Source organism: Hydrogenobacter subterraneus (assembly GCF_055390195.1).
Map to the genome: position 1 here is coordinate 367580 of NZ_AP042473.1, position 23146 is coordinate 390725.

Consider the following 23146-nt stretch of genomic DNA (forward strand, 5'->3'; position numbering starts at 1 on the left):
TTATGGAAGGAGGGCCATAAGCAATTTTTGTGCTACTGTGGAAACAGATTCATGAGCCCAGCCTGTCCTTGAACCGGTGTTTATCAAAACAACTCTATCTTCCCTTAGGCTGTATATCTTTAACGTTATGCTTACTGCAGGCTCCCCATCTATCCCCGTCTTATACCTAAACTCATTAACGCTACCCGTTATTACATAATCCACATCACCCCTTTCCTTAAGTTCCCTTATCATATTTTCTATGTCTGTGTGAGTATACTCCTTTGTTTCTCTGTATACTCTTGATAGCACCTTATAGCCTTTAGAAAGAGCTACACCTTCGGCTATTGATGCCACCCTAAGGCCTGCCAAAGGAGTTTCTGTGTTGTTCTCAAAGGGCAAAACTACGTAAGAGGCATTCTTAGGTATATCAACCCTTTTGGTGCTTACCACGCTGGCACAAGATACCAAAAAGACAAAAAGTAGGTATGTAAGAATTTTAACTTTATTCATTGATAAACCTCCATAGGAGTACTCATAAGAGTGTATTATAACTTAGCTATAAATAGCCTTTCATGAAGATTACGTGAAGAATTGACAAAATTACTATACCATCATAACCACGTTCCTACTTTTTTAATTTCTTATTTTACTCAACAGTATTTCTTCCAAACCATCCACCCTTACATCAAAATCAAGGTAAAAAAGGTTTTCTGATGGTTTTAGCTTTATGGCATCCTTTAAAGTGGTTATGTAGAATTCATCCTCCTTTAACTTAAAATCCTTGTAAGAGTAATGGTCTGGAAGACTAATCTTTTCTTTTGTTTTTATTCCAAGCCTTTCAAGGCTTTTGAAAAACTGGCTGTTGTCTCCAAGCCCAGCAAAGGCTATAAAGCTTGTTTCCTTAAAATTTTCAAAAACTTTACCGTCCGAACTCCTTACCACTCTCCAGTTTTCCCTTACCATCTTAAGTGTAGGCTTTGTAGGATGCCTCCAGTCAAAATTTTCAATATCTGCATAAGACAGAATTATTATGTCAGCCCTTTCCATACCACTTAAAGGCTCCCTTAGCCTTCCAAAGGGAAAAAGCCTGTCTGAAAGGTCCTTTTTTTTGAGAAGCAAGATATTTAAGTCTCTATGTATTCTCCTGTGTTGAAAGCCATCATCAAGTATAAATATATCTGGCTTTAGCCTTTCAAGAGCAAAGAAAGCTCCCCTGCATCGGTTCTCGTCCACCACCACGCTTGCCCAAGGCAAAAGCTTTGCCAGCATATAAGGCTCATCCCCAGCATCTTCCCAACTTACTAAAAGCCTTCCCCTCTCGGATGCCAAAATGGTCCCTTTTGTCCTTCTGCCATAGCCCCTTGAAAGTATGCATACATGAAGGTCCTTTAAAAGCCCTCCCATATATCTCACCAAGGAGCTTTTACCAGAGCCGCCCACAGAGAGATTGCCCACGGATAGAACAGGCACAGGAAGCTTACATGGTTTTATGAAGTTTTTGTCATAAAGCCAGTTTCTTATTCTTACCGCATAGGCATAAGGGTTTATTAGGTCAAGCATGGGTAAATCTTCTTGAGTCTTTTATAACAAGGAACAGAAGGAATATACCGCCCAGAAGGGCGCTCATATACTGGGTTATGAACCGCCAAAGTATGGAAAAACCACCAAGTAAGCTTGCCTCAAGGAAGGCATCAAAGACATACAAGGCACCTACCTCTCCTACCCCGCTACCACCCGGCGTAGGACTAAGGAATATGGCATAAAGTAGCATAATTTGGTGTTCTATCAAGGTAAAAAGGTTATATTCTGGATTGAAGCTTTTGACCAAAAAGGCGCCGGAGGATAAAAAGGAAAGATAGAGAAACACACTGCTTATAGATGCCAAAAGTATGCTTAGTTTTTTGTCCCTTAGGAATATTCTTGATACTACAAGGTACCTTTTGAATGTGTATTTTATCTTTTGGATAAATTTTTTGTTTTCACCAAAATTTCTTTTTGAAATAGCTTTTAAAAGAAGGTATAAAAATGAAAACAAAACAAGAAAAAAGAAAAATAAACCTAAAATTCTCAAAGATTGTTTTGGGTTTTTATAGAGATAGGACATAGCATAGGGAAAAGCCAGTATGAAGAAGACCATGCCTGTTATAGTTTTCATGGTGACTATGCTTATTACTTTATGGAGCCTACCACCTTTCCTGGAAAGAGTATATACAGACATAAATTCGCCACCCATGTGTGCTGGAGTTATGGTAGCCCCAAAGGTGTTTATAAAGGATATGATATAGCCATAAAAAAAAGAATACTTTAAATTCATAGCTCTTGAAAGCACAAAAAGCCTAAGGTTATCAAAGGTATGATACAAGAACATAAAAAGAAGCGATAGGATAAGATACCTTTTGTCTATATGGGCAAAGACTCCCAGAAAGTCCTTAGTAAGTGTTTTTTTAACAATGTAAACTAAAGAACCCAACACAAACAAGAGAGTTAAGATTATGCCATAAAAGATTGACCTATACATACCTTAAAGTTATATTTTAATCCCTATGAGAGTTTTGATGATAGATAACTACGATTCTTTTACCTATAACCTTGTGCATTATCTTCAGATGCTTTCCGCAGATGTGGCCGTTCGCAGGAATGATGAGATAAGCCTTGAGGACATAGAAAGGGCAAAACCAGATGCCATAGTTATATCTCCCGGGCCTTGCACTCCAAAAGAGGCTGGCATATCGGTGGATGTTATAAAGAGGTTTTACAAGGAAATACCCATACTGGGTGTGTGCCTTGGCCATCAGTCCATAGGCTATGCCTTTGGAGCCAAGATAGTGAGAGCAAAAAGGCTTATGCATGGAAAGACATCGCAGATATTCCACACGGGCGAGGGCATCTTTGAAGGGCTTAAGAATCCCTTTACGGCCGTAAGGTATCATTCCTTGGTGATAGATAGGGAAAGCTTGCCGGAGGTTTTGAAGATAACGGCTTGGTCCGAGGATGAGGAAATTATGGGTGTGGAGCATGTGGAGTATCCCGTCTTTGGAGTGCAGTTTCACCCAGAGTCCATACTTTCTGAAGAGGGCCTAAGACTTTTGGAAAACTTTTTGAAAATAGCAAGGGGGGAAGCACTTTCAAAGGTTAAATAAGGTGAGGGAAATTCCCATCAAGCTTATCCTTATGCTATAATCTAATAGGTGAAGGTTCTTGTAGTTGGCAACGGTGGAAGAGAACACGCTATCCTTTGGAAGGTATCCCAAAGTCCATTGGTAAAAGGTTTATACTGTGCCAAAGGCAACGGTGGCACGGCAAAGATAGCTCAAAATGTATCCATTGAACCCACCAACGTAAAAGCTTTGGCAGACTTTGTCCAAAGGGAGGGTATAGACTTTACCATAGTTGGGCCTGAGGCTCCCTTAGTGGCTGGCTTGGTAGATGAGTTTGAAAGTAGAGGTCTTAAGGTCTTTGGGCCAAGTCAAAAAGCTTCCATGCTGGAAGGTAGCAAGGCTTTTGCCAAGGAGTTTATGCAAAAGTATGGTATTCCTACTGCAGAGTTTCACACCTTTGAGGACCCTCAAAGGGCGAAAAACTTTATAAAAGATTTTGGTGTGCCGGTGGTTATAAAGGCGGATGGCCTTGCCAGTGGGAAGGGTGTTTTTGTATGTAAAAGCTATGAGGAGGCCCTAAGGGCCATAGATAATTTAATGGTTAAAAAAGCCTTGGGAGAAGCTGGTTCAAAGGTGGTTGTAGAGGAGTTTTTGGAAGGTGAGGAGGCATCTTATATAGTTATGCTAAACGGGGATAGCTATGTGCCACTGCCCACCTCTCAGGACCACAAAAGGCTTTTGGATGGAGACAAAGGGCCAAACACGGGTGGAATGGGTGCCTACTCTCCCAATCCCTTTGTGGATGAGGCCACAGAGAAGGCAATAAGGGAACTCATAATAGAAAGGGTTATAAAGGGCCTGCGTGAAGAGGGCATTTACTACAGGGGCTTTTTGTATGCTGGTCTTATGCTAACAAAGGATGGACCAAAGGTGCTTGAGTTTAACGTAAGGCTTGGCGACCCAGAGGCACAACCTCTTCTTATGAGGATAAAGGGAGACTTTTTAAAAACTCTTTTGGACTTTTATGAAGGCAAGCCTGTAAACCTTGAGATAGACCCAAGGCATACCCTCTGCGTGGTCCTTGCCAGCAAAGGCTACCCAGAAAAGCCAGAGGATGGAAAGGAGATAATTGGGCTTGAAGAAGTAGAAAAAATGGAAGATGTGGTGGTTTTCCACGCCGGCACAGAGCTAAAAAATGGAAGGGTTTATACCAAGGGTGGAAGAGTTCTAAATGTTTGCGCCTGGGGCAAGGACCTAAAAGAGGCAAGGGAAAGAGCCTACAAGGCCATTGAGAAGATAAACTTTGAGGGTATGCACTACAGAAAAGATATAGGCTATAGGGCCTTTATGGTAATTTACGGGTAAAAACAACACCAAGGGAATATATTTTCAATTAATTATGAAAAAGCAAACCTATAGGTTTTTGGGCTTTTCCTTTTTTGTGCTTGGAACGGTGGGTATCTTTTTGCCTATAATGCCTACTGTGCCTTTGTATTTACTTGCCATACTTTTCCTTTCAAAAGCTTCCAAAAGGGATATTGTAAGGCTTAAAAAACTTCCCTTTTTGGGTAAAAAGATATATCCATACATCAAAAAGTCTGTAAAATATCTCAAAAGATGGAGTACGCCACTGCAAAGTTTATCCATATTATAGGCATATTGTTGTGGGCAAGTTCTTCTTTTTCCCTCGGTCTTTTTATGTTTTACTCTATGCATAGAGAAACTGGTTGCAACCAGCACATACTAAGAAATTTCTACAGATGGATGACAAACTTGGAAATCTTTGGCTTTTTCCTTGCCCTTACTATGGGCCTTTACATGCTCCATCTTATTGGCTATAGCTTTGATATAAGGTGGTTAAACTACAAAATACCCTTGGTCCTTGGAGTGCTTTTGCCACTTGAAGTTTTAAACTTTTGGTTTGTAAATATCTACATTCCAAAGGCTGAAGATAAGATAAAGGCTTACAAAAAGTATGACCTTTTTAACTATATAGTGGCTATCCCTTTGATAATAGTTTCCCTGTTTGTTATATACCTTGCGGTGGTAAAACCATAAGTTCTGTCTCAAATAATTTTGAAAGGGCAACCCGTAGGTTGCCCAAAGGCCTCAAAACTGGTAAGAAGCACTAACATAGAAACTCCTACCGGGTTCTGGCACCTTTACGCCTGTGCTAAAGGGATTTCTCATATAGGAGAAGTGTTCATAATACTTTTTGTCAAAGAGGTTTTCCACTCCAGCATTTAAGGTAAAGTTTCTGTAGCTTATGCCAGCCTTTAGGTTTACTATGCCGTCAGCCGGAGGTCTTTGTCTCATTTACATCGGAGTCTACTTTGCTTTGGGTGGCGGAAGCCACAAGCTCTGCCTCTGCAAACCACAGGCCAGTATCATACCTTAGCCCAAGCCTGCCCTTTAAAGGTGGCACCTCCGCCACATCCTTGTCTTTTATGTTCAAGCTTGGTTTTGTATCCTTTCTGCCTTCCGTGTAGCTTACACCACCAAAGAGGAAAAGGTTTTTCCACACGTTGTAATTGGAGCTTAGCTCAAAGCCCCAGAAACGAGCATCCACGTTGGCATAGGTCATGGCCTGACCGTTAGCTGGTGCCACCATAGGAATAGGATTAACCACATCTTTCTTATGTAAGGTTATATAATCCCATACATAGCTTACAAAAAGGGTAGCCTTTGTCAAAGACCTTTGCGTCTGGTGTTTTATTCCAAGGTCAAGCTCTAAGTTTTTGGAAGGCTTTAGCTCTGGGTTTCCAACCCAAGCACAGTATGTATTGGCTGGTGGATTGCACATTCTTTGTAAGGCAAAATACCTTTCTTGCTGGTCTGGCACCCTTACTGCATAGCCCAAACCGGTAAAGAGTTCAATCTCTGGTGTCAAGTTGTAAAAGAGTTGTAGATTACCCGAAGGGTATGTATCCGTCTTTGATGTGCTTTTTGTGTTTTGGTAGGCATAGTATAGGTCTGTGTTTGCTTTGGAGCTGTCTACCTCGCTTTTGGTAGTATCGAGCCTTAGGCCTGCTACAAGCCTCAATTTAGGATTAAAAGATTTCCTATATTCTCCATACACGCCAAAGTTGGCAATGTCTGCATCTGGGATTACAAACTGCCTCATATACATACCACTCATTTGATCCCACATGTAGTTGGTGGCATCCCAGTTTCTTCTATAGGCTTCAAAGCCCAAGGCAAAATCTTTTATTTGTGCTTCCACCCTTCCACCAAAGGTTTTTGTTTTTGCATCCGTTGCCATGCTGTAAGGTCCAGATGGATTTGTCATAAACTTCCTAAACCTGTCATCCATCCAGTGGTCCACCTTTGTGTAATAAAGCTGGAAGTTAAGGGAGTTTATAAGGTCGGATATTTTATCTACCCTGTAGGTAAAGTTAAACCTGTCCGTTTTGTCATAATCCGCATCCATCATGAGGGCTGGGTACAAAACATGTCTGGCATCCTGCCTTGTGTAGGCCATTTCAAGATGGTGGTTTTCCAAGGGTCTTAGGCCAAACTTGGCCCAGTAGGTGTTTATCTCAAAGGCTTTTGAATTTATATACTGTGGCTTGTAGTTGGCATACTCCGTTATCCTTTTTCCATCTCCGTCCTTGTAGGGCTTTGAATACTTGTAAGAGTAGCCCGCAAGGCCATAAAACTTATCATCCCTGTAGGAGACCACAGGAGAGATATTCCTAAAGTCAAAGGAGCCAAGGCTAAGGTTAAGCTTAAACCTAAAGCCAAAGTCTGGCCTTTTGGTGATTATATTAACCATACCACCCAAGGAGCCTTGATGCCTTATGTCAAATGGTCCCTTTATAACCTCTATTTTCTCCACCTCCGAAAAATCCACATGGAAGGCAGGCGGGTCCATTCGGTTGGGACATGCACCATGAACCTCTGAATCATCAATTAGCACGTTAATGTTATCCCTTTGGAAGGCGCGTATTATCACATCGTTGGCTATGCCACCCTTTCTGAACCTGTGAAGCCCCTCAATCTTGCTTAGGGCCTCTCCCACATCCTTTGCAAAAGACTCCCTTACCTCCCTTATCTCAAGGCTTTCTTTAAAGGTCTCCCTTTTTCCCTTAACTTCTACCTCTTTCAAAAGTACCTCTTGGGCAAAGACTGGAAGGCTAAAGATAGCTGTTAAAATGAAGGTGGTTTTTCTCATTACTTTACCTCCAATTTAGCGTTTATTTAACATTATATCACAGTATGATATTTGTCAAGGTTTACTGAGGGTGTTTCAAGGATAGACTGTGGTTTTCACGAACTAACTTCCAGCTTTGTAGCTCCGCAAGTAGTAAATATATTGCCCCGACTTTTCATAACTATTTTCTAATTAATTCCTTGGTGTGTCATAATACGCTGGGTGAGCAATTCATTCTTTGTAAGGGCACTGTATACAGTACCCTAGTCAAAATTCTTTACATTCTGGATTTTATTGAGGGCACGTATTAGCGTGCCACTACATTGTTTGTCTCATTTATTTTTATCAGGTGGTATACCCCATTCCATAGTTAATTTTTCACTAATACGTCGGGTGAGAAATTCCCTTTAAGCCAAACTTTCCATATCAATAAAAAGACAGCAGGGCTACTATAATAGTAGCTCTAAAAACCATCGGAGGTTTTTACCATGGAAATTATACCACCTTACCTACGCATCTACCAACAAATCCTAAAAGACCTTGAAAATGCCTTGCCATTCCTTAATGTGCCAAAAGCTAAAGCAGGCAGAAAGCCTAAACTCACAGACATCCATATAGCAGCCATCTTTATACTCTCCTACATAACCAATACAAAAGTCCTCACCTTAGCTAAACTACTTATTGACCCATCCATACAATCATGGCATATCTTCAGAAGATACAGACTCAAGAGAGTATACAGGATATTGAGAGAATACAAGCTTCACAAGCTGAGGCTTATGATTTTAGCAAGGCTTTTGTATGGTAAGAAGATAGAACTTGTAATAGATGGAACCATAGTGGACATAGCCAATGTAAACAGGGCGAGGACACAGAAGATAAGGAGGGTAAGAGGGAAGGTATGGTGGGCAAAGAGGAGAAGGAAGATAGTTCGGAGAGACAATGGGAAGGTAGTGGAGTTTGAGGAGGTAAGATATGGTATGTTGATGATGGTGTTATGTGATAGGGAGGGGAGAGTTTATGATGTGTGGATAAGCTTTGGAAGTGTGCATGAGGTTAGGGCATTTAGGGAAAGGAAGAGAAGGAGTTTATGGTTTAGGAAGCTTGTGGAGAGTTGTGTGGTGTATGGAGATAGGGGTTATAGGGGTTGTGAAGGTGTGATTGTGTGTGGTAGTAGGGAGATGAGGGCAAAAAGGCAGGTAGTGGAAGGTGTTATAAGTCAGATAAAGCTTTTTAATGCTGGTAGTGGGTGGAGGACTTTAACTTGTGTGCTTGTGTATGTATATGCTTATGCTATTGGATATAGCTATTATAGGAGGGGTGAACTTGAGGTCTAATTTCTCACCCGGCGTATTCCATAGTTAATTTTTCACTAATGTATTGTGTCCGTAACAGTAGGTCCCAGACCTGTCAAAGCATGCATTAGTGTGTTTCTACAGAAGCATTTTTGTGTAGGGATACTCTTTACAAGTGTCCGATTGATGCACTGGCAAACCATGCCGCACTTTTAGAAAACCAGCTGGCGGAAAGCCTAAGGCTTTAATTTCTTACCCGGTATATGCTATTAGAATTTTTAACACATTTTTTTAGTGGAGTTGCTAAAAAAGCTTCTGAGCCAAGGTTTGTGTAAAAAGTTTTTTGCTTGAAAAACTGGGCAACTGGTATAAACCTCTCACTTATAAACCTTTCTTCTAAAAAGGTCCTTTGGTGATACAAGCCTTTCCAAAAAGACCTTCCCATCAAGGTGGTCTATCTCATGTTGCACCACCACCGCCTCAAAGCCTTCTGTGTCAAATTCTATGAGATTCCCCTTTATATCAAAGGCTTGAACCTTTATCCAATAATGTCTTTTCACATTGCCCGTATAATCTGGCACGCTAAGACAGCCTTCTCTGATCACTATCTCCCCCTCATATTGAACTATTACAGGGTTTATAAGGACCATAAGTCCATGGCTTAGTTTGTTTTCCTTGTGCTTTGATTGGGAGGTATCTACCACAATTATCCTTTTGTGCACTCCCACCTGAGGCGATGCAATGCCCACGCAACCGGGTGATGTCTTCATGGTATACACAAGGTCGCTAACAAACTCCTCAAGGTCTTTCCCAAAATCTACCACCTCAAGGGATGGCACCTTTAGCCTTTCATCGGGATAAGTAATCACCTCAAGTTTTCTCACAGCCTCTCTCCCTCTTCCCTTTCAAGGCTTATCTCCACGCCTATGGATTGTTTTACCTCTTCCATGGCTTCTCGGAGCCTGTCTTCCATATCCTCTTTGCCTTCGGCCTCTATAAGCATTACATAAAGGTTCCCCCTCTTTTCTGTTCTTAGGTCGCTTATGTTTAAGCCAAGGCCTGCCAGCCTTGAAGCCACACTGTATACTATACCGGGTTTGTCCGAGCCAAAGACAACTATCCTATATATGGCTTCGGGCTGTGCATATACTATCTCCTCAAGCTCCCTGCAAACCATAAAAAGCTCAAAGCTTTGGCCCACTTCTTGTAGGCTTTCAAGGATCTTCTCCGAGGTTATTTCCCTTTCTGAGCTTACTATTAGCATTATGGTAAATTCACCGTTGAGCCTTGTCATGGAAGAGTCCTCAAGGTTAAGGCCAAGCTCATAAAGGGCCTTTGAAACACCGGCTGACTATGCCGGGCCTATCCTTCCCAAAGATGGAAACTATGAAAAACTTCATGCTAAGATTTTAATATGGAAGAGTTGGATTTTCACCTTTCCCAAATAGCAAAAATCTTAGGCCTTGCTCAACCTTTGGGTTTTATGCTTTCCTATGAGTTTGGAGACATATGGATAGATATTTATCTTGAGAAGACTCAAGAGGGGTGGTCTGGAAGGACTTACACCATAAGCGTGCCAAAGGAAAAGGCGGATAGGTTAAAAAAGCTTGTGGAAAGCGTGGGTGGCTCGCCGGAAGAGGTCATATCCGACTCAGATAGGGCATACCTTAGCTTTCCTTACGAAGACTGGGAAATGGTAAGTCCTGTTATAATGAGTTTGCTATGAGGGTAGGCTTTATTGGTTTGGGAAGTCTTGGCAGAGCTATAGCAAAAAGGCTTATGGAACAAGGCGTAGAGCTTATAGTTTGGAATCGCACTAAGGAAAAGGCCCTTGAACTTGGCGTGCCAATAGCAGAAAGCCCTAAGGACCTTCTAAAAGAGGTAGATAAGGTCTTTGTTATAGTCTTTGATTCCAGAGCTTCCGAAGAGGTCATCTTTGGAGAAAATGGACTGTCAAAGGGAAATATAAAAGGCAAGACCATCATAGATATGACCACAAACCATTATGCCTACGCAAGCCTTGCCTACGAAGAACTTAAAAAGCTCGGTGCCTTTTACCTTGATGCTCCCATCCTGGGAAGCGTCATACCAGCCCAGAGGGGAGAGCTTACCATACTTGTGGGTGGTGATAGGGAGAAGTTTGAAGAAAATGTAAGCCTTTTTGAGAAGTTTTGTAAGAACATCTTTTATGTGGGCAGGGCAGGCGATGCCACAAGGCTAAAGCTGATAAACAACATGGTTTTGGGTGGCTTTATGCAGGTGCTTGCAGAGGCCATAGGCGTAGGAGAAAGGTGTGGCTTTGATAGGGAGCTTCTTATAAAGGTTTTGGAGAGCGGTGCGGGCAAGTCTTACCTTCTTGATGTTAAAAAGAAAAAACTTTTGGAAAAGGATTACTCTGTGCATTTTTCTGTAGATTTAATTCACAAGGACCTTCATTATGCGGAGGATATGGTAAAGGACCTTGGGGCTTTTACCTTTACCTTGCAGAACGTTAAAAATTCTTACGCCTTGGCAAAATATTTAGGGATGGGTGGCGAGGACTTTTCAGTCCTCGCAGAGGTCTACAACAGGCTCACCACTCAAAATCCCGTAGATACTTAGCCCTTGCGGGGTGCCTTAGCTTTCTTATGGCCTTGGTCTCAAGCTGGCGTATTCTCTCCCTTGTCACGTTAAACATCTTGCCTATCTGCTCAAGGGTGTACTCTATGCCATCCACAAGTCCATAACGGTACATAAGTATTTCCCTTTCCTTTTCACCTAAGGTGCTTAGCACCTTTATAAGCTGTTCTCTAAGAAGTTTTCTTGAAACTTGCTCCTCCGGTGATGGCACGCTCTTGTCTTCTATAAAATCCCTAAGATGAGTTTCTTCATCATCCCCGATAGGTGTTTCAAGAGAGACAGGCTCTTGGGATACACGCATAACCTTCCTTGCCTTTTCTGGCGATATGCCAAGGTATTTGGCTATCTCCTCGGCGGTAGGCTCCCTTCCAAGTTCTTGGAATAGCTTTTTGTGGGCCTTTGTTATATCGTTTATGGTTTCTATCATATGCACCGGTATGCGTATGGTCCTCGCCTGGTCTGCAATGGCCCTTGTTATAGCCTGACGTATCCACCAGGTAGCATAAGTGGAAAACTTATAACCTTTTCTGTAGTCATACTTATCCACGGCCTTCATAAGGCCTATATTGCCCTCCTGGATAAGGTCAAGGAAGTGAAGGCCCCTGTTTACATACTTTTTGGCTATGGAGACCACAAGCCTTAGGTTGCACTTTACCATAACCTGCTTTGCCTGCGTTACCTTTGTCCTGCCCTCCCTTATTATGTTAATAACCCTTTGAAGTTCTTCCGGCAATATGCCCATTTCCCTTCTTAATTCTTCTATCTCCTTTTTGAGCGCCAGATATTCATCCCTTAACATTTGGAACTTTGCAAAGCCATAGCCCTGTCTTTCCGCCTTTTCACGGAGGGATTGGTCCTTATCGTAGTTGTTTAAAAGCTCCTCTATGTCTGGGTGTATGCTTTCCAATTTCTTCTTTCTTAGTTCAAACTCTTTGAGCTTTTTCGTGTATTTGTTATACAGGTTTAAAAGTTCATCCGCTATGCGTTCAAACTTTGAATGCTTGAGCTTCATATCCTTTAGTATTCTATTCATCTTTGCATGTCTTCTCAGGTATTCCTTCTTATACTCCGGTGTTCCATAAAGTAGGTAAGTATCTCTCCAATAAAGAGCTTCTTTATACGCCTTTGCCAGCTCCAATCCCTTCTCTATAAAGTACCTTTCTAAATACTCATGGCTTTCTTCATATTCTTCAATAGTTTTACTTTCATCCACCGTATCCATTAGGTCCGTTGCCTTTATCTTACCGTTGCACACCTCACCCCATTCCCTTAGGACCCTGTCTATGAGGAAGGAAGTTCTCAAAAGGCCCCTTCTCATGATCTTTCTTCCCGTTTCTATCTGCTTTGCGTATTTTATTTCCTCTTCCCTTTTGAGAAGAGGTATTTTACCCATGTCCTTGAGATATAGCCTTACTGGGTCTCCGTCCTTTCCGCTAAGCAGAAGGCTCTCTGTGGATATGGTTATGGTATCTTCTTTTTCCTCAAGGGCCTCTTCCGTATCAACTATTTTTACTCCACGTTCCTGTAAAAAGTCCATTATCTCTTCATACAGCTCCGTATCCACAAGCTCGAGACCCAAAAGCTCATTGATCTCATCGTGGGTGACATAGCCCTTTTCGCTAAGGTCCATAAGCTTTTTCATAAGTTGCTTGTAAATCATGCAGAAAACCTCCTATAAGGAAGATGCTTTACATAGACCTCCATAACCTTTTTAAATATATTTATGAAGGCTTAAGGTTGCAAGTCAAACTTTTATAATAGGGTGCTGGCCTTTGCCACAGCCACCGGCGTTGCCATAAGAAAAGTTTATATTAAAATTATAAATCGTAATGATTGACATCAGCAAGCTTAAGACCTTTGTGGCAGTTGCAGACCTTGGGAGCTTTTCTAAGGCTTCAGAAATACTATACATTACACAGCCAGCGGTAACTCAACAGATAAAGGCACTTGAAAGGATAGTGGGTGCTAAACTTTTCCAAAGGCAGGGCGGAAGGATTGTGCTTACAGATGAGGGTAAGAGAATATACCAGATAGCGAAGAGCCTTCTTAGCAATTATGAAAACCTTATGGAAGAAATGGCAAAGATAAAAAAGGATTTTAAGGATACACTCCTTTTGGGTATTAGCACTACATTAAGCGAGTACAAAGTTCCGGAGCTTCTTGTGGAATTTCATCAACAGTTTCCCAACATATCGGTTAGGGTTTTGGTGGATAACTCACAGCATATAGAAGATGCTCTCTCTTCAGGTGTTTTAAACATAGGCATCATTGAAAGGGACCCTTCAGAAAAGTTTAGTTCTGTAAAGTGGTTTATGGATGAGGTTGTTTTCTTTACCTATCCATCCCATCCTTTTGCAAAAAAGGGTGAAATAGACCCTGAAGAACTCTATAATGCAGACCTAATCTTTAGAGAGGTAAGTTCTGGCACACGGAAGGTAGTAAAAGAAGAGCTTGAAAGACTTGGAATTATCTTTGAAAAACTTAAAGTTAAGATAGAAATAAACTGCGGAAGGTCCATACTAAGTATGGTAAAAAAGGGCTATGGCTGTAGCTTTTTGTCAAGAGGCATAATAGAAAAGGATATAGAAGAGGGTAGTGTGGTACCAGTAAAAATAAGGGGCTTTAACGCGGTAAGATGGTACTACATAATATATCCAGAGCATGAAAAACTTACCTTCCTTGCAAGCAGGTTTATGAAGTTTTTGCTTTCTAAGACAAGCACCGAGCTTATAGCAGGATGAGAAAGGGCATAATCTTTGACGTGGATGGAGTTATAGTGGATGTAAGCCAATCCTATCATTACGCCATAAAATACACTGCAGAACATTTCCTTAAAAAAGAAATTCCACTACAGGAGGTCATAAAAATAAAGTTTTCAAGGGGGATAAACAACGACTGGCTTGCCACCCTTGAAGTCATAAGAGAGTTTGGAGGAGATGCAAGGCTGGAAGATGTTATAGGAGTTTTTAATAGGTTTTATCTTTCCCTTAGGGACAAGGAAAGGCTAATTCTTCAAAGGGATTTCTTTGAAAGGTTAAAAAACCTTGGCTATCCCCTTGGCATAGTCACAGGAAGACCAAGGGAGGACCTAAACTATCTTCTGGAAAGGTTTAACCTTTCTCCTTTCTTTGACTTTGTAGTGGACGAGGATAGCATACCCCAAGAGGAACTGAGGAAGCCTCACCCTTATGCTTTACACTTTTGCGTTGAGGCCCTTGACCTTGACGCTGGCATTTATGTGGGCGATAGCCTTGCAGACTGGCAGATGTTAAAAGATTACAAAAGGATCTATGCAAAGCCCTTTGAGTATATACATGTGGGAGAAAAGGCAGTGCCAGAAGGTATTATGCCCGTCCCTCCTGAGAAGCTTTTTGAAGCTCTTCAAGGGGCCTTGCAGAGTCTATAAGGAGTATAGGTATATCCTCCTCTATGGGATAAAAGACTTTGCAGTTATTGCAGACTAATACATTCTTTTCCTGGTCATAAACCAAGTCCCCCTTACACTTGGGACAGGCAAGTATTTCCAAAAGGTCTTGGCTTATCATGTTTAACCTCCTATCTTAAACATCTCCACTTTTTTGGGCCTTATGCCCTCCTTTAACATCTCAAGCCTTTTTTCTGAATATCTGTCTTCCCTTTGGGACCATATATGCAATATAAACTCTCTTATCTCCTCCTCCGTAGCTCCAGACCTTATAAGGCTCTTCACATCATAACCGTCCTGCGCAAAAAGGCATGTAAGCACCTTTCCGTCCGCCGTAAGCCTAAGCCTGTTGCAGTCTCCACAGAAGGGCTGAGTTATGGAAGATATAAAGCCCACCTCCACGCCATCATCCACATACCTGTACCTTTCTGCCACCTCACCCCTATAGCTTTTTTCCATAGGTTCAAGCTCAAAATGTTCCTTTAGGAGCTGTAGCATCTCCTTTACAGAAAAGACCCTATCCAAGGACCATCCGTTAAGGTTCCCCACATCCATAAACTCTATAAACCTGACCACCACACCCATACCTTTGAAAAACTTGGCTATATCCACTATCTCCCCATCGTTCAAGCCCCTTACCACACATACATTCACCTTAACAGGCTTTAGTCCAACCCTTAGGGCTTCTTCAATACCTTCAAGTATATGAGAAACCTTTACATTCCTCCCTACAAGCTTTGAAAATACCTCATCCTTCAAAGATGGAAGGCTGACCGTTATCCTCCTAAGGCCCGCAAGCTTTAAGACTTTTGCCTTTTCCTTTAGTAGAAAGCCGTTGGTGGTAAGGCTTAGGTCCTCTATGGGAAGCTCTGAGAGCATCTTTATAAGCCTTTCAAGGTCTCTCCTTAAGAGTGGCTCACCACCGGTGAGCCTAACCTTCTTTATTCCAAGGGGGATTATGGCCCTTACAAACTTGGTGATCTCTTCAAAGGAAAGTATCTCCTCCCGTCTGAAGAACTCATAATCCTGGCCCTCTGGCATGCAAAAGGTGCATCTGAAGTTGCATCTGTCCGTTACGGATATTCTTAGGTCATGAAGTTCTCTACCAAGCTTATCTAAGATCATGCTCCAAGCACCCACTCACCCTTTCCATCCTTGAAGACTTCCTTCTTCCATATGGGCACCCTCTTTTTTACCTCATCCACCACATACCTACAGGCCTTAAAGCTCTCATCCCTATGCCCACCAAAAACCACCACCATAAAGGAAGGCTCACCAACCCTTACCACACCAAGCCTGTGATGTATAAAAACCTCTTTTATTGGAAAGGCCTTTAAGGCCTCCTCCCTTATCTCTTCCATAACCTTTATGGCCATCTCTGGAAAGGCCTCATAATGTAGTTCTGCCACATCTCCATCCTCCGGTGCAGACCTGGCTATGCCAAGGAATATTACGCTTGCACCACACTCATGAGGCACCTGATAATGGGAAAGAAGCCTCTCCGCACCTATCCACTCAACGCCGAGGTATATCTTAGGTACCATGGGTATAATTATAGGCACTGCTACGCCGAGTGAGAAATTAAGATTGTCCCTTTTGGAAGAAGCGAATTTTCAAAGGCTTTAATCTGTCCTATAGTTTGGAAATAAGATAACCTCTTCCCAAATTTTTATGATAAAAACCACCACTTTTTGAAAACTTGGCTTATAATTTATATCCACCCTTTTTAGGAGGTTGGAATGAAGGTTAAGGTGGTGCAAAAGGAAGATTTTCACTTTATAGGCACAGGTGAGTCGGGCAGAGAGGTGCCCATAGACGCCGCAGGCTACGTGGGTGGTAAGGGAAGAGGCATAAGGCCTCCAGAGCTTCTTTTCCATTCTATAGCGGGTTGTGTGGGCATTCACCTTTATGAGGCCCTTCACAAGGAGGGCAAACATACAGAGCATATAGAGATAGAAACGGATGCAGAAAGGATAACAGAAGGCTATCCAAAGGTCTTTACCAAGATATACCTTTATGTAAAAGTGAAAGGACATGTTTCGGAAGAGGATGTAAAAAAGGCCCTTGACAAGACCATATACAATCCCGGCACATGCTCCATAGCCTATATGATAAACAAGGTAGCACCCATTGAATACAAAATAGAACTCCTTTAGGAGGTTGGCATGTTCAAAAAGGTGCTTGTGGCCAACAGGGGTGAAATAGCCTGTAGGATAATAAGGGCCTGTAAGGAGCTTGGTATAAAAACGGTTGCCATATACAACGAAATAGAATCTACCGCAAGGCATGTAAAGATGGCCGACGAGGCCTATATGATTGGAGTCAATCCACTGGATACCTATCTAAATGCAGAGCGTATAGTGGACCTTGCCCTTGAGGTAGGTGCGGATGCCATACATCCTGGCTATGGCTTTTTGGCGGAGAATGAGCATTTTGCAAGGCTTTGTGAAGAAAAGGGTATAACCTTTATAGGCCCCCACTGGAAGGTTATAGAGCTTATGGGTGATAAGGCAAGGTCAAAGGAGATAGCCAAAAAGACGGGCCTTCCTACGGTGCCGGGAAGCGATGGCATTCTAAAGGATGAGCAGGAGGCAAAACAGATAGCAAAAGAAATAGGCTATCCTGTTCTTTTAAAAGCTTCCGCAGGTGGTGGTGGAAGGGGTATTAGGATATGTAGGAACGAAGAGGAGCTTTTGAGAAACTATGAAAGCGCCTACAACGAAGCTCTAAAGGCCTTTGGAAGAGGAGACCTTTTGCTTGAAAAGTATATAGAAAACCCACACCACATAGAGTTTCAGGTCTTGGGAGACAAGTATGGCAATGTGATACACCTTGGAGAAAGGGATTGTTCCATACAGAGGAGAAACCAAAAGCTTGTGGAGATAGCTCCATCTTTGCTTCTTACACCCGGTAAGAGGGCCTACTATGGAGAGCTTGTGGTAAACACGGCCAAGGAGATAGGCTACTACAGCGCAGGCACTATGGAGTTTGTAGCCGATGAAAAAGGGAACATATACTTCATTGAGATGAACACAAGGATACAGGTGGAACATCCTGTTACGGAGATGATAACGGGAGTGGATATAGTAAAATGGCAGATAAGGATAGCGGCGGGAGAGCCTTTAAGATATAAACAAGAGGATATAAAGTTTAACGGCTATTCCATAGAGTGTAGAATAAACGCAGAGGATCCAAAGAAAAACTTTGCTCCAAGCATAGGAACCATAGAAAGATATTACACACCCGGAGGCTTTGGTATAAGGGTGGAGCATGCAGCCTCAAGGGGTTATGAGATAACACCTTATTATGACTCCATGATAGCCAAGCTTATAGTTTGGGCTCCCCAATGGGAAGTGGCGGTAGATAGGATGAAGGCAGCCTTAGAAACCTACGAAATAACAGGTATAAAAACAACCATACCACTACTTATAAAGATCATGGAAGACCCAGACTTTAGGGCTGGCAAGTTTAACACCAAATACTTAGAGACCCATCCACATCTTTTTGATTACCAAGAGCATAGAGATAAAGAAGATTTTGTAGCCTTTATATCTGCGGCTATTGCCGCCTATCATGGACTATAAACAAGGAGGTTAAACTATGCATGCAACAGAGATAATTGAAGACATCCAAGAAAGGCTAAAAGAGTATGAGAGGTCTGGCTTCAAAAAGAAGATATTGATAACAGACCTCACGCCTAGGGATGGTATACAGTGTAAGCTGGCAACCCGTGTGAGGACCGATGACCTTTTGCCCCTCTGCGAGAAGCTGGACAAGGTAGGCTTCTATGCTGTGGAGGTTTGGGGTGGTGCCACCTACGATGTGTGCCTTAGGTATCTAAAGGAAGACCCATGGGAAAGACTAAGGCGTATAAAGGAAGTTATGCCAAATACAAAGCTCCAGATGCTCTTTAGAGGCCAAAACATAGTAGGTTATAGGCCAAAGTCGGACAAGCTTGTTTATAAATTCGTGGAAAGGGCAATAGCCAACGGTATTACTGTATTTAGGGTTTTTGATGCTTTAAATGATAATAGGAATATTCAAACAGCCGTAAAAGCTATAAAAGAGCTTGGTGGAGAAGCCCATGCGGAGATAAGCTACACAAGAAGCCCCGTCCACACTTATCAAAAGTGGATAGAGTATGCCCTTGAGATAGCTGAAATGGGTGCGGACTGGCTATCCTTTAAGGATGCCACCGGTATTATAATGCCCCTTGAGACCTATGCCATAATAAAGGGTATAAAGGAAGCTACCGGCGGAAAGTTGCCTGTATTGCTTCACAACCACGATATGAGCGGAACGGCTATAGTGAACCATATGATGGCCATACTGGCAGGCGTGGATATGGTGGATACGGTCCTTTCACCATTGGCCTTTGGTTCCTCTCACCCAGCCACAGAATCGGTGGTTGCCATGCTGGAAGGCACACCTTTTGACACAGGCCTTGACCTAAGGAAGATAGAAGAATGTGCGGAGATCACCAAACAAATACGTAAGAAGTACAAGAAGTATGAAACTGAATATGCGGGAGTAAATGCCAAGGTGCTTATACACAAAATACCCGGTGGAATGATCTCCAATATGGTGGCGCAGCTTATAGAGGCAAACGCCATAGATAAGATAGAAGAGGCCTTGGCGGAAGTTCCCAATGTGGAAAGGGACTTGGGTTATCCACCACTTCTAACACCTTCTTCCCAAATAGTGGGAGTGCAGGCGGTCCTAAACGTAATATCCGGAGAACGCTACAAGGTGATAACCAAAGAGGTAAGAGACTATGTGGAGGGCAAGTACGGAAGACCACCAGGTCCCATATCTAAGGAACTTGCGGAAAAGATACTTGGTCCCGGAAAGGAACCGGACTTCTCCATAAGGGCTGCAGACCTTGCAGACCCCAACGACTGGGACAAGGCCTATGAAGAAACAAAGGCCCTTTTGGGAAGAGAACCCACCGACGAAGAGGTGTTGCTTTACGCCCTATTCCCCATGCAGGCAAAGGACTTCTTCGTAGCAAGGGAAAAGGGAGAGTTGCATGCAGAACCCGTAGAGGAGCTTGTGGAGGCTACAGAGGTAAAGGCCGGTACAGTTCCAGGCGCAGCACCTGTAGAGTTTGAAATAGTCTATCATGGTGAAAAGTTTAAGGTTAAGATAGAAGGCGTAAGCGCCCATACAGAACCTGGTAAGCCAAGAAAATACTATGTGAGAGTGGATGGAAGGCTTGAGGAAGTACAACTCATACCCCAAGTGGAGGCAGTGCCAACGGGAGGAGTTTCTCAAGCGGTAGCCCAGGCAGAAGAAAAGGGTATTCCAAAGGCAAGCCAACCGGGAGATGCTACAGCGCCCATGCCCGGTAGGGTTGTAAGGGTTTTGGTAGAAGAAGGACAGCCCGTAAACGAAGGCCAAACAGTGGCAATAGTAGAAGCCATGAAGATGGAGAACGAGATACATGCACCCATTACAGGTATAGTAAAGAAGATATTCGTAAAGCCTGGAGACAACGTAACACCAGACGATGCCCTTTTGAGGATAGAACCGGTAAAACCAGAAGGAGATACTTACGGGTGATATAATAGTGGTATGCTAAAGGAAGGTGATAAGGCGCCGGATTTTTGCCTTGAGGGCATAGATAAAGATGGGAGAGAAGGAAGGTATTGTCTAAAAGACTTCCTTTCCTCTCCCCTTATACTATATTTCTATCCAAAGGATGATACACCCGGATGTACCCAAGAGGCTTGCGACTTTAGAGATAATATTAATATCCTTCAATCTAAAGGCTACAATGTGGTAGGAATAAGCCCAGATAGTGTGCAATCTCACAAAAAGTTCAAAGAAAAATATGGCTTAAGCTTTCCACTTCTCAGCGATCCAGACAAAGAGGTAGCCAGAGCTTATGGAGCGTATGGTAAAAAGAAAATGTATGGCAAAGAAACGGAAGGTATTATCAGAAGTACCTTTCTCATATCACCTGACGGTAGAATACTGAAGACTTGGTACAACGTAAAGGCAAAGGGACATGTGGAAGCTCTTTTAAAAACTCTTGACAAGTTAAAGTTGTAGGATTTATAATTTTAGGTCAAAATAATTCATAAAGGAGGTAGATAAAATGAGAAAGCTCATAGCACTTGGAGTGGCAAGCCTTGCACTCCTGGCAGCATCCTGCCAGCAAAAGCCTGCAGAACAGCAGCAGCCAGCAGAACAGCAACAGCAGCAGCAACCTGCACAACCACAGCAACCCGCTGAGCAACAACAGCAACAGCAGCCTGCCGGGGAGCAACAGCAACAGCAACCCGCTGGAGAACAACAGCAACAACAGCCTGCCGGAGAGCAGAAGAAGTAAAATATCTACGGGGGGCCTCGCCCCCTAAATCTCTTTTCTGGGAGAAGGAACATGTATGCGGTTATAGAAACTGGTGGAAAGCAATATAGGGTTGAAAAGGGCTTAAGGCTAAAGGTAGAAAAGCTACCTTATGAGCCTGGAACCCTTATAGAGTTGAACCCCATACTTATAAGAAAAGAGGATGGCACCGTAGAATTCAATAAGGGAAAGGTTTTGGCAGAAGTTACATCTCATGGCAAGCACAAAAAGGTGATAGTTTTTAAGTTTAGGGCAAAGAAGAATTACAAAAGATGGAAAGGTCATAGACAGCCATACACAGAAATACTTATAAAAGACATTAAGGAGGTCTAAGGCATGGCTTCCAAGGCAAGCGGTGGCTCAACGAGAAATGGAAGAGATAGCCATTCTAAAAGGCTTGGTGTTAAAAGGTACGATGGCCAGATAGTAAGGGCTGGTAATATATTGGTAAGACAAAGAGGAACAAAGGTATACCCAGGCTTAAACGTAGGCATGGGCTCAGACTTTACTCTCTTTGCCCTTGTGGATGGCGTGGTGAAGTTTGAAAACAGAAGGAACAAAAAGTTTGTAAGCGTAATACCTTTGCAAAGTGCTACAGCCTAAGTTTTTTGTCGCTACCTTTATAGCCTACTAAGCCTTCTATAGCCAAGGCAAACTCCCTTATTTCCTTCTGGGCTCCCTGATGGGTCCTTAGAGTTAAGAAGTTATCTAGGGAGATTCTTGGCACAGTCCAATAGAACCTTGTCTTCATAAACTGGGGCAGTATGCCCCTTGCTAGTTCTTTGGCCACCTCATGATCTACCATGGACTTATATAGGTCCTTAAGGTCCTGCACATACCAGCCTACCTTTTTCAAAAAAAGTGAGTTCCATGGCTCTTCTACGGGTTCTTCTATGGAGGCCTGCTTGTTGCTTTTGGCTTGCTTTCTAAGGTAAGGAGGTATATAAAAGTCTGGTTCATAATCCACATACCTTCTGCTTATCTCATTATAAGAACCAAACCTATGCCTGTGCCATTGGCGAGCTATAAAGAGGGGGCATTCTACCACAAAGGTGTAATAGTCCATATCTGTTCCAAGCTCAAGGCTGTCTACAAGACCTATCCATCCGGAAGATGTTTCTACTTTTTCTTTTAAGTAGGCTTTATCCATAGAATAGTCTTCTGGGTCTGTGCCTTTTAATAGGGAAAGGGTGGCTGGAAGGGCCTCTTTTATGCCTTCCTCCAAGTAAGAAGGTAAAGATTCCCAAGCGTTTATAAAGTTTCTGAGGTTTAGCCATATAAAGCCTTTGGAATAATATATCTGCACTGCGGGGTTTTCCACCTTGCCAAGGATTTCAAGCCAGAGCTCTTTATCTCCTTCTATGGCAATTACAATGTGTTCAAAGGGCGAGGCATGCTTATGTTGTAGCAGATATTTAATAAGCTTTATGTCCCTTTCCTTGTCTACCTCTTGATCCTTTCCAAAGGAAACCCTTGCACACCTAACTATCCTCTGGTCTGACCCCATAATGTGAACCTTCATAGCACCTCCAAGAGCTTTGGCACTCCGATAGTGGCTGGTTCTCTAATTATAACATCTGCTATGGAAGATATGGGAGTGGACTCTGGGTTTATCTCTATCACCTTTGCCCCATGCCTTTTTGCCAAAAAGGGAAGTTCTGCGGCTGGATAGACCACTCCAGAGGTTCCTATGGAAACAAAAACATCACAGGTCATAGCCCATTGAAAGGCTATATTAAGAGCTTTTTCCGGTAGGCTTTCACCAAACCAAACCACATCTGGCCTAATAAGCCCTCCACACTCCTTACAAGATGGTGGAAGCTTCTCATAGAAGGTCTTATAGTCGTAGTAGTTGGCACCACAGCTAAGGCACCTTACCCTCCATATGTTCCCATGAAGTTCCACAAGCCTTTTGGACCCTGCTTTTTGATGAAGTCCATCCACATTTTGTGTGATAAGAAGAAAGTTATCCCCAAGAATATTCTCAAGTTCTACAAGGGCCTTGTGGCCCTTATTTGGTTCTGCCTTTTCTATTATGCTTCTTCTCCAAAGATACCACTCCCACACAAGTGCGGGATTTCTTTTGAATGCCTCTGGCGTAGCCAGCTCTTCTGCCCTAAAATTCTTCCATAGGCCATCCTTACCTCTAAAGGTAGGAATTCCACTTTCTGCGGATATGCCAGCACCGGTTAAAACTACCACTTTCATGGAATAATATATACA

Annotated in this window: 29 protein-coding genes; 16 read left to right on the plus strand and 13 right to left on the minus strand. The window is 42.7% G+C overall.

What is annotated here, in order from left to right; all coding sequences use genetic code 11:
- From ACZ5GB_RS02060 to ACZ5GB_RS02070, 3 genes are all read right to left on the minus strand, one after another.
- Positions 1-492 (minus strand): hypothetical protein, encoded by a 492-nt coding sequence (locus ACZ5GB_RS02060; protein ID WP_464327327.1) that lies wholly within the window; start codon positions 490-492, stop codon positions 1-3.
- Between the two features lie 123 nt (positions 493-615).
- Positions 616-1542 carry a tetraacyldisaccharide 4'-kinase gene (gene lpxK, locus ACZ5GB_RS02065; protein ID WP_339946008.1) on the minus strand — a complete coding sequence of 309 codons (927 nt, stop codon included), beginning with the start codon at positions 1540-1542 and terminating at the stop codon, positions 616-618.
- Positions 1535-2500 carry a flippase-like domain-containing protein gene (locus ACZ5GB_RS02070; RefSeq protein ID WP_339946006.1) on the minus strand — a complete coding sequence of 322 codons (966 nt, stop codon included), beginning with the start codon at positions 2498-2500 and terminating at the stop codon, positions 1535-1537. The genes lpxK and ACZ5GB_RS02070 overlap by 8 nt, the downstream gene beginning before the upstream one ends.
- 25 nt (positions 2501-2525) lie before the next feature.
- Here ACZ5GB_RS02070 and ACZ5GB_RS02075 point away from each other — a divergent pair, with 25 nt between their 5' ends.
- Genes ACZ5GB_RS02075 through ACZ5GB_RS02090 form a run of 4 tightly spaced genes read left to right on the plus strand, consistent with a single transcriptional unit; the run spans position 2526 to position 5138 of the window.
- Positions 2526-3122, plus strand: a complete 597-nt coding sequence (locus tag ACZ5GB_RS02075) for an anthranilate synthase component II (RefSeq protein WP_464327328.1) — start codon at positions 2526-2528, stop codon at positions 3120-3122.
- A gap of 48 nt (positions 3123-3170) precedes the next feature.
- Positions 3171-4445, plus strand: coding sequence for a phosphoribosylamine--glycine ligase (gene purD, locus ACZ5GB_RS02080; protein WP_464327329.1), 1275 nt, complete (start codon positions 3171-3173; stop codon positions 4443-4445).
- A 34-nt stretch (positions 4446-4479) separates the two neighbouring features.
- A complete protein-coding gene (locus ACZ5GB_RS02085) occupies positions 4480-4734 on the plus strand; it encodes a DUF454 family protein (protein WP_464327330.1) in 255 nt (84 codons plus the stop codon).
- Between the two features lie 56 nt (positions 4735-4790).
- Positions 4791-5138, plus strand: coding sequence for a hypothetical protein (locus ACZ5GB_RS02090; RefSeq protein WP_464327331.1), 348 nt, complete (start codon positions 4791-4793; stop codon positions 5136-5138).
- A 51-nt stretch (positions 5139-5189) separates the two neighbouring features.
- Here ACZ5GB_RS02090 and ACZ5GB_RS02095 read toward each other — a convergent pair whose 3' ends face one another.
- Both ACZ5GB_RS02095 and ACZ5GB_RS02100 read right to left on the minus strand, forming a co-directional pair.
- Positions 5190-5396, minus strand: a complete 207-nt coding sequence (locus tag ACZ5GB_RS02095; RefSeq protein WP_464327332.1) for a hypothetical protein — start codon at positions 5394-5396, stop codon at positions 5190-5192.
- Entirely contained in the window at positions 5374-7254 is a 1881-nt protein-coding gene (locus tag ACZ5GB_RS02100) for a TonB-dependent receptor plug domain-containing protein (RefSeq protein WP_464327333.1), read from the minus strand. Before ACZ5GB_RS02100 ends, ACZ5GB_RS02095 begins: the two co-directional genes overlap by 23 nt.
- A 467-nt stretch (positions 7255-7721) precedes the next feature.
- On the opposite strand from ACZ5GB_RS02100, the gene ACZ5GB_RS02105 reads away from it, so the two are divergent.
- Positions 7722-8570, plus strand: coding sequence for a hypothetical protein (locus ACZ5GB_RS02105; protein ID WP_464327334.1), 849 nt, complete (start codon positions 7722-7724; stop codon positions 8568-8570).
- Positions 8571-8905: 335 nt separating this feature from the next.
- Here the strand turns inward: ACZ5GB_RS02105 and def are convergent, their stop codons facing one another.
- Together def and ACZ5GB_RS02115 are read right to left on the minus strand one after the other, a co-directional pair.
- Positions 8906-9412, minus strand: a complete 507-nt coding sequence (def, locus tag ACZ5GB_RS02110; RefSeq protein WP_464327335.1) for a peptide deformylase — start codon at positions 9410-9412, stop codon at positions 8906-8908.
- On the minus strand, positions 9409-9822 hold the full coding sequence (locus tag ACZ5GB_RS02115) for a glycine cleavage system transcriptional repressor (protein WP_464327336.1): 414 nt from the start codon (positions 9820-9822) through the stop codon (positions 9409-9411). The genes def and ACZ5GB_RS02115 overlap by 4 nt, the downstream gene beginning before the upstream one ends.
- A gap of 120 nt (positions 9823-9942) precedes the next feature.
- Here ACZ5GB_RS02115 and ACZ5GB_RS02120 point away from each other — a divergent pair, with 120 nt between their 5' ends.
- Positions 9943-10254, plus strand: coding sequence for a hypothetical protein (locus tag ACZ5GB_RS02120; RefSeq protein WP_464327337.1), 312 nt, complete (start codon positions 9943-9945; stop codon positions 10252-10254).
- Positions 10251-11129 (plus strand): NAD(P)-dependent oxidoreductase, encoded by an 879-nt coding sequence (locus ACZ5GB_RS02125; protein WP_464327338.1) that lies wholly within the window; start codon positions 10251-10253, stop codon positions 11127-11129. Before ACZ5GB_RS02120 ends, ACZ5GB_RS02125 begins: the two co-directional genes overlap by 4 nt.
- Here ACZ5GB_RS02125 and rpoD read toward each other — a convergent pair.
- Positions 11101-12807 (minus strand): RNA polymerase sigma factor RpoD, encoded by a 1707-nt coding sequence (rpoD, locus tag ACZ5GB_RS02130; RefSeq protein ID WP_464327339.1) that lies wholly within the window; start codon positions 12805-12807, stop codon positions 11101-11103. The genes ACZ5GB_RS02125 and rpoD overlap by 29 nt on opposite strands.
- A 169-nt stretch (positions 12808-12976) precedes the next feature.
- Here rpoD and ACZ5GB_RS02135 point away from each other — a divergent pair, with 169 nt between their 5' ends.
- Positions 12977-13888 carry a LysR family transcriptional regulator gene (locus ACZ5GB_RS02135; RefSeq protein ID WP_464327340.1) on the plus strand — a complete coding sequence of 304 codons (912 nt, stop codon included), beginning with the start codon at positions 12977-12979 and terminating at the stop codon, positions 13886-13888.
- Positions 13885-14553: an HAD family hydrolase gene (locus ACZ5GB_RS02140; protein ID WP_464327341.1), complete on the plus strand. Its 669-nt coding sequence runs from the start codon at positions 13885-13887 to the stop codon at positions 14551-14553. Before ACZ5GB_RS02135 ends, ACZ5GB_RS02140 begins: the two co-directional genes overlap by 4 nt.
- On the opposite strand, the gene ACZ5GB_RS02145 is transcribed toward ACZ5GB_RS02140, so the two are convergent.
- From ACZ5GB_RS02145 to ACZ5GB_RS02155, 3 genes are read right to left on the minus strand one after another with little or no spacing between them, the layout of a single operon-like run.
- Complete coding sequence (locus ACZ5GB_RS02145; RefSeq protein ID WP_464327342.1) at positions 14492-14692, minus strand: Trm112 family protein; 201 nt, start codon at positions 14690-14692, stop codon at positions 14492-14494. The two genes, ACZ5GB_RS02140 and ACZ5GB_RS02145, sit on opposite strands and share 62 nt — an antisense overlap.
- Positions 14693-14694: 2 nt before the next feature.
- Positions 14695-15696 (minus strand): GTP 3',8-cyclase MoaA, encoded by a 1002-nt coding sequence (moaA, locus tag ACZ5GB_RS02150; RefSeq protein WP_464327343.1) that lies wholly within the window; start codon positions 15694-15696, stop codon positions 14695-14697.
- Positions 15693-16115 (minus strand): molybdenum cofactor biosynthesis protein MoaE, encoded by a 423-nt coding sequence (locus ACZ5GB_RS02155; RefSeq protein ID WP_464327344.1) that lies wholly within the window; start codon positions 16113-16115, stop codon positions 15693-15695. Before ACZ5GB_RS02155 ends, moaA begins: the two co-directional genes overlap by 4 nt.
- A gap of 195 nt (positions 16116-16310) precedes the next feature.
- Between ACZ5GB_RS02155 and ACZ5GB_RS02160 the strand changes: the two genes are divergently transcribed.
- From ACZ5GB_RS02160 to rpmA, 7 genes are read left to right on the plus strand one after another with little or no spacing between them, the layout of a single operon-like run.
- Positions 16311-16727: an OsmC family protein gene (locus ACZ5GB_RS02160; protein WP_464327345.1), complete on the plus strand. Its 417-nt coding sequence runs from the start codon at positions 16311-16313 to the stop codon at positions 16725-16727.
- Positions 16728-16736: 9 nt separating this feature from the next.
- Positions 16737-18155, plus strand: a complete 1419-nt coding sequence (gene accC, locus ACZ5GB_RS02165; protein ID WP_464327346.1) for an acetyl-CoA carboxylase biotin carboxylase subunit — start codon at positions 16737-16739, stop codon at positions 18153-18155.
- A gap of 16 nt (positions 18156-18171) precedes the next feature.
- Positions 18172-20133, plus strand: coding sequence for a 2-oxoglutarate carboxylase large subunit (gene cfiA, locus ACZ5GB_RS02170; protein WP_464327347.1), 1962 nt, complete (start codon positions 18172-18174; stop codon positions 20131-20133).
- A gap of 12 nt (positions 20134-20145) precedes the next feature.
- Positions 20146-20625 (plus strand): peroxiredoxin, encoded by a 480-nt coding sequence (locus ACZ5GB_RS02175; RefSeq protein WP_464327348.1) that lies wholly within the window; start codon positions 20146-20148, stop codon positions 20623-20625.
- A gap of 46 nt (positions 20626-20671) precedes the next feature.
- Positions 20672-20905 (plus strand): hypothetical protein, encoded by a 234-nt coding sequence (locus tag ACZ5GB_RS02180; RefSeq protein WP_464327349.1) that lies wholly within the window; start codon positions 20672-20674, stop codon positions 20903-20905.
- A 51-nt stretch (positions 20906-20956) separates the two neighbouring features.
- The gene (rplU, locus tag ACZ5GB_RS02185; protein WP_464327350.1) at positions 20957-21256 is read left to right on the plus strand and encodes a 50S ribosomal protein L21; all 300 of its coding nucleotides are present in this window, start codon (positions 20957-20959) and stop codon (positions 21254-21256) included.
- 3 nt (positions 21257-21259) lie between these two features.
- Positions 21260-21526, plus strand: coding sequence for a 50S ribosomal protein L27 (rpmA, locus tag ACZ5GB_RS02190; RefSeq protein ID WP_464327351.1), 267 nt, complete (start codon positions 21260-21262; stop codon positions 21524-21526).
- On the opposite strand, the gene thyX is transcribed toward rpmA, so the two are convergent.
- Positions 21516-22445, minus strand: a complete 930-nt coding sequence (gene thyX / locus ACZ5GB_RS02195; protein ID WP_464327352.1) for an FAD-dependent thymidylate synthase — start codon at positions 22443-22445, stop codon at positions 21516-21518. The genes rpmA and thyX overlap by 11 nt on opposite strands.
- Positions 22442-23131: an SIR2 family NAD-dependent protein deacylase gene (locus ACZ5GB_RS02200; RefSeq protein ID WP_464327353.1), complete on the minus strand. Its 690-nt coding sequence runs from the start codon at positions 23129-23131 to the stop codon at positions 22442-22444. The genes thyX and ACZ5GB_RS02200 overlap by 4 nt, the downstream gene beginning before the upstream one ends.
- Positions 23132-23146 lie beyond the last annotated feature (15 nt).

Coding starts and splice junctions, on each gene's coding strand:
- ACZ5GB_RS02060 (WP_464327327.1), bottom strand. CDS start 492: ATGAATAAAGTTAAAATTCTTACATACCTACTTTTTGTCTTTTTGGTA.
- lpxK (WP_339946008.1), bottom strand. CDS start 1,542: ATGCTTGACCTAATAAACCCTTATGCCTATGCGGTAAGAATAAGAAAC.
- ACZ5GB_RS02070 (WP_339946006.1), bottom strand. CDS start 2,500: ATGTATAGGTCAATCTTTTATGGCATAATCTTAACTCTCTTGTTTGTG.
- ACZ5GB_RS02075 (WP_464327328.1), top strand. CDS start 2,526: ATGAGAGTTTTGATGATAGATAACTACGATTCTTTTACCTATAACCTT.
- ACZ5GB_RS02085 (WP_464327330.1), top strand. CDS start 4,480: ATGAAAAAGCAAACCTATAGGTTTTTGGGCTTTTCCTTTTTTGTGCTT.
- ACZ5GB_RS02090 (WP_464327331.1), top strand. CDS start 4,791: ATGCATAGAGAAACTGGTTGCAACCAGCACATACTAAGAAATTTCTAC.
- ACZ5GB_RS02095 (WP_464327332.1), bottom strand. CDS start 5,396: ATGAGACAAAGACCTCCGGCTGACGGCATAGTAAACCTAAAGGCTGGC.
- ACZ5GB_RS02100 (WP_464327333.1), bottom strand. CDS start 7,254: ATGAGAAAAACCACCTTCATTTTAACAGCTATCTTTAGCCTTCCAGTC.
- ACZ5GB_RS02105 (WP_464327334.1), top strand. CDS start 7,722: ATGGAAATTATACCACCTTACCTACGCATCTACCAACAAATCCTAAAA.
- ACZ5GB_RS02115 (WP_464327336.1), bottom strand. CDS start 9,822: ATGACAAGGCTCAACGGTGAATTTACCATAATGCTAATAGTAAGCTCA.
- ACZ5GB_RS02120 (WP_464327337.1), top strand. CDS start 9,943: ATGGAAGAGTTGGATTTTCACCTTTCCCAAATAGCAAAAATCTTAGGC.
- ACZ5GB_RS02125 (WP_464327338.1), top strand. CDS start 10,251: ATGAGGGTAGGCTTTATTGGTTTGGGAAGTCTTGGCAGAGCTATAGCA.
- rpoD (WP_464327339.1), bottom strand. CDS start 12,807: ATGATTTACAAGCAACTTATGAAAAAGCTTATGGACCTTAGCGAAAAG.
- ACZ5GB_RS02135 (WP_464327340.1), top strand. CDS start 12,977: ATGATTGACATCAGCAAGCTTAAGACCTTTGTGGCAGTTGCAGACCTT.
- ACZ5GB_RS02140 (WP_464327341.1), top strand. CDS start 13,885: ATGAGAAAGGGCATAATCTTTGACGTGGATGGAGTTATAGTGGATGTA.
- ACZ5GB_RS02145 (WP_464327342.1), bottom strand. CDS start 14,692: ATGATAAGCCAAGACCTTTTGGAAATACTTGCCTGTCCCAAGTGTAAG.
- moaA (WP_464327343.1), bottom strand. CDS start 15,696: ATGATCTTAGATAAGCTTGGTAGAGAACTTCATGACCTAAGAATATCC.
- ACZ5GB_RS02155 (WP_464327344.1), bottom strand. CDS start 16,115: ATGGTACCTAAGATATACCTCGGCGTTGAGTGGATAGGTGCGGAGAGG.
- ACZ5GB_RS02160 (WP_464327345.1), top strand. CDS start 16,311: ATGAAGGTTAAGGTGGTGCAAAAGGAAGATTTTCACTTTATAGGCACA.
- accC (WP_464327346.1), top strand. CDS start 16,737: ATGTTCAAAAAGGTGCTTGTGGCCAACAGGGGTGAAATAGCCTGTAGG.
- cfiA (WP_464327347.1), top strand. CDS start 18,172: ATGCATGCAACAGAGATAATTGAAGACATCCAAGAAAGGCTAAAAGAG.
- ACZ5GB_RS02175 (WP_464327348.1), top strand. CDS start 20,146: ATGCTAAAGGAAGGTGATAAGGCGCCGGATTTTTGCCTTGAGGGCATA.
- ACZ5GB_RS02180 (WP_464327349.1), top strand. CDS start 20,672: ATGAGAAAGCTCATAGCACTTGGAGTGGCAAGCCTTGCACTCCTGGCA.
- rplU (WP_464327350.1), top strand. CDS start 20,957: ATGTATGCGGTTATAGAAACTGGTGGAAAGCAATATAGGGTTGAAAAG.
- rpmA (WP_464327351.1), top strand. CDS start 21,260: ATGGCTTCCAAGGCAAGCGGTGGCTCAACGAGAAATGGAAGAGATAGC.
- thyX (WP_464327352.1), bottom strand. CDS start 22,445: ATGAAGGTTCACATTATGGGGTCAGACCAGAGGATAGTTAGGTGTGCA.
- ACZ5GB_RS02200 (WP_464327353.1), bottom strand. CDS start 23,131: ATGAAAGTGGTAGTTTTAACCGGTGCTGGCATATCCGCAGAAAGTGGA.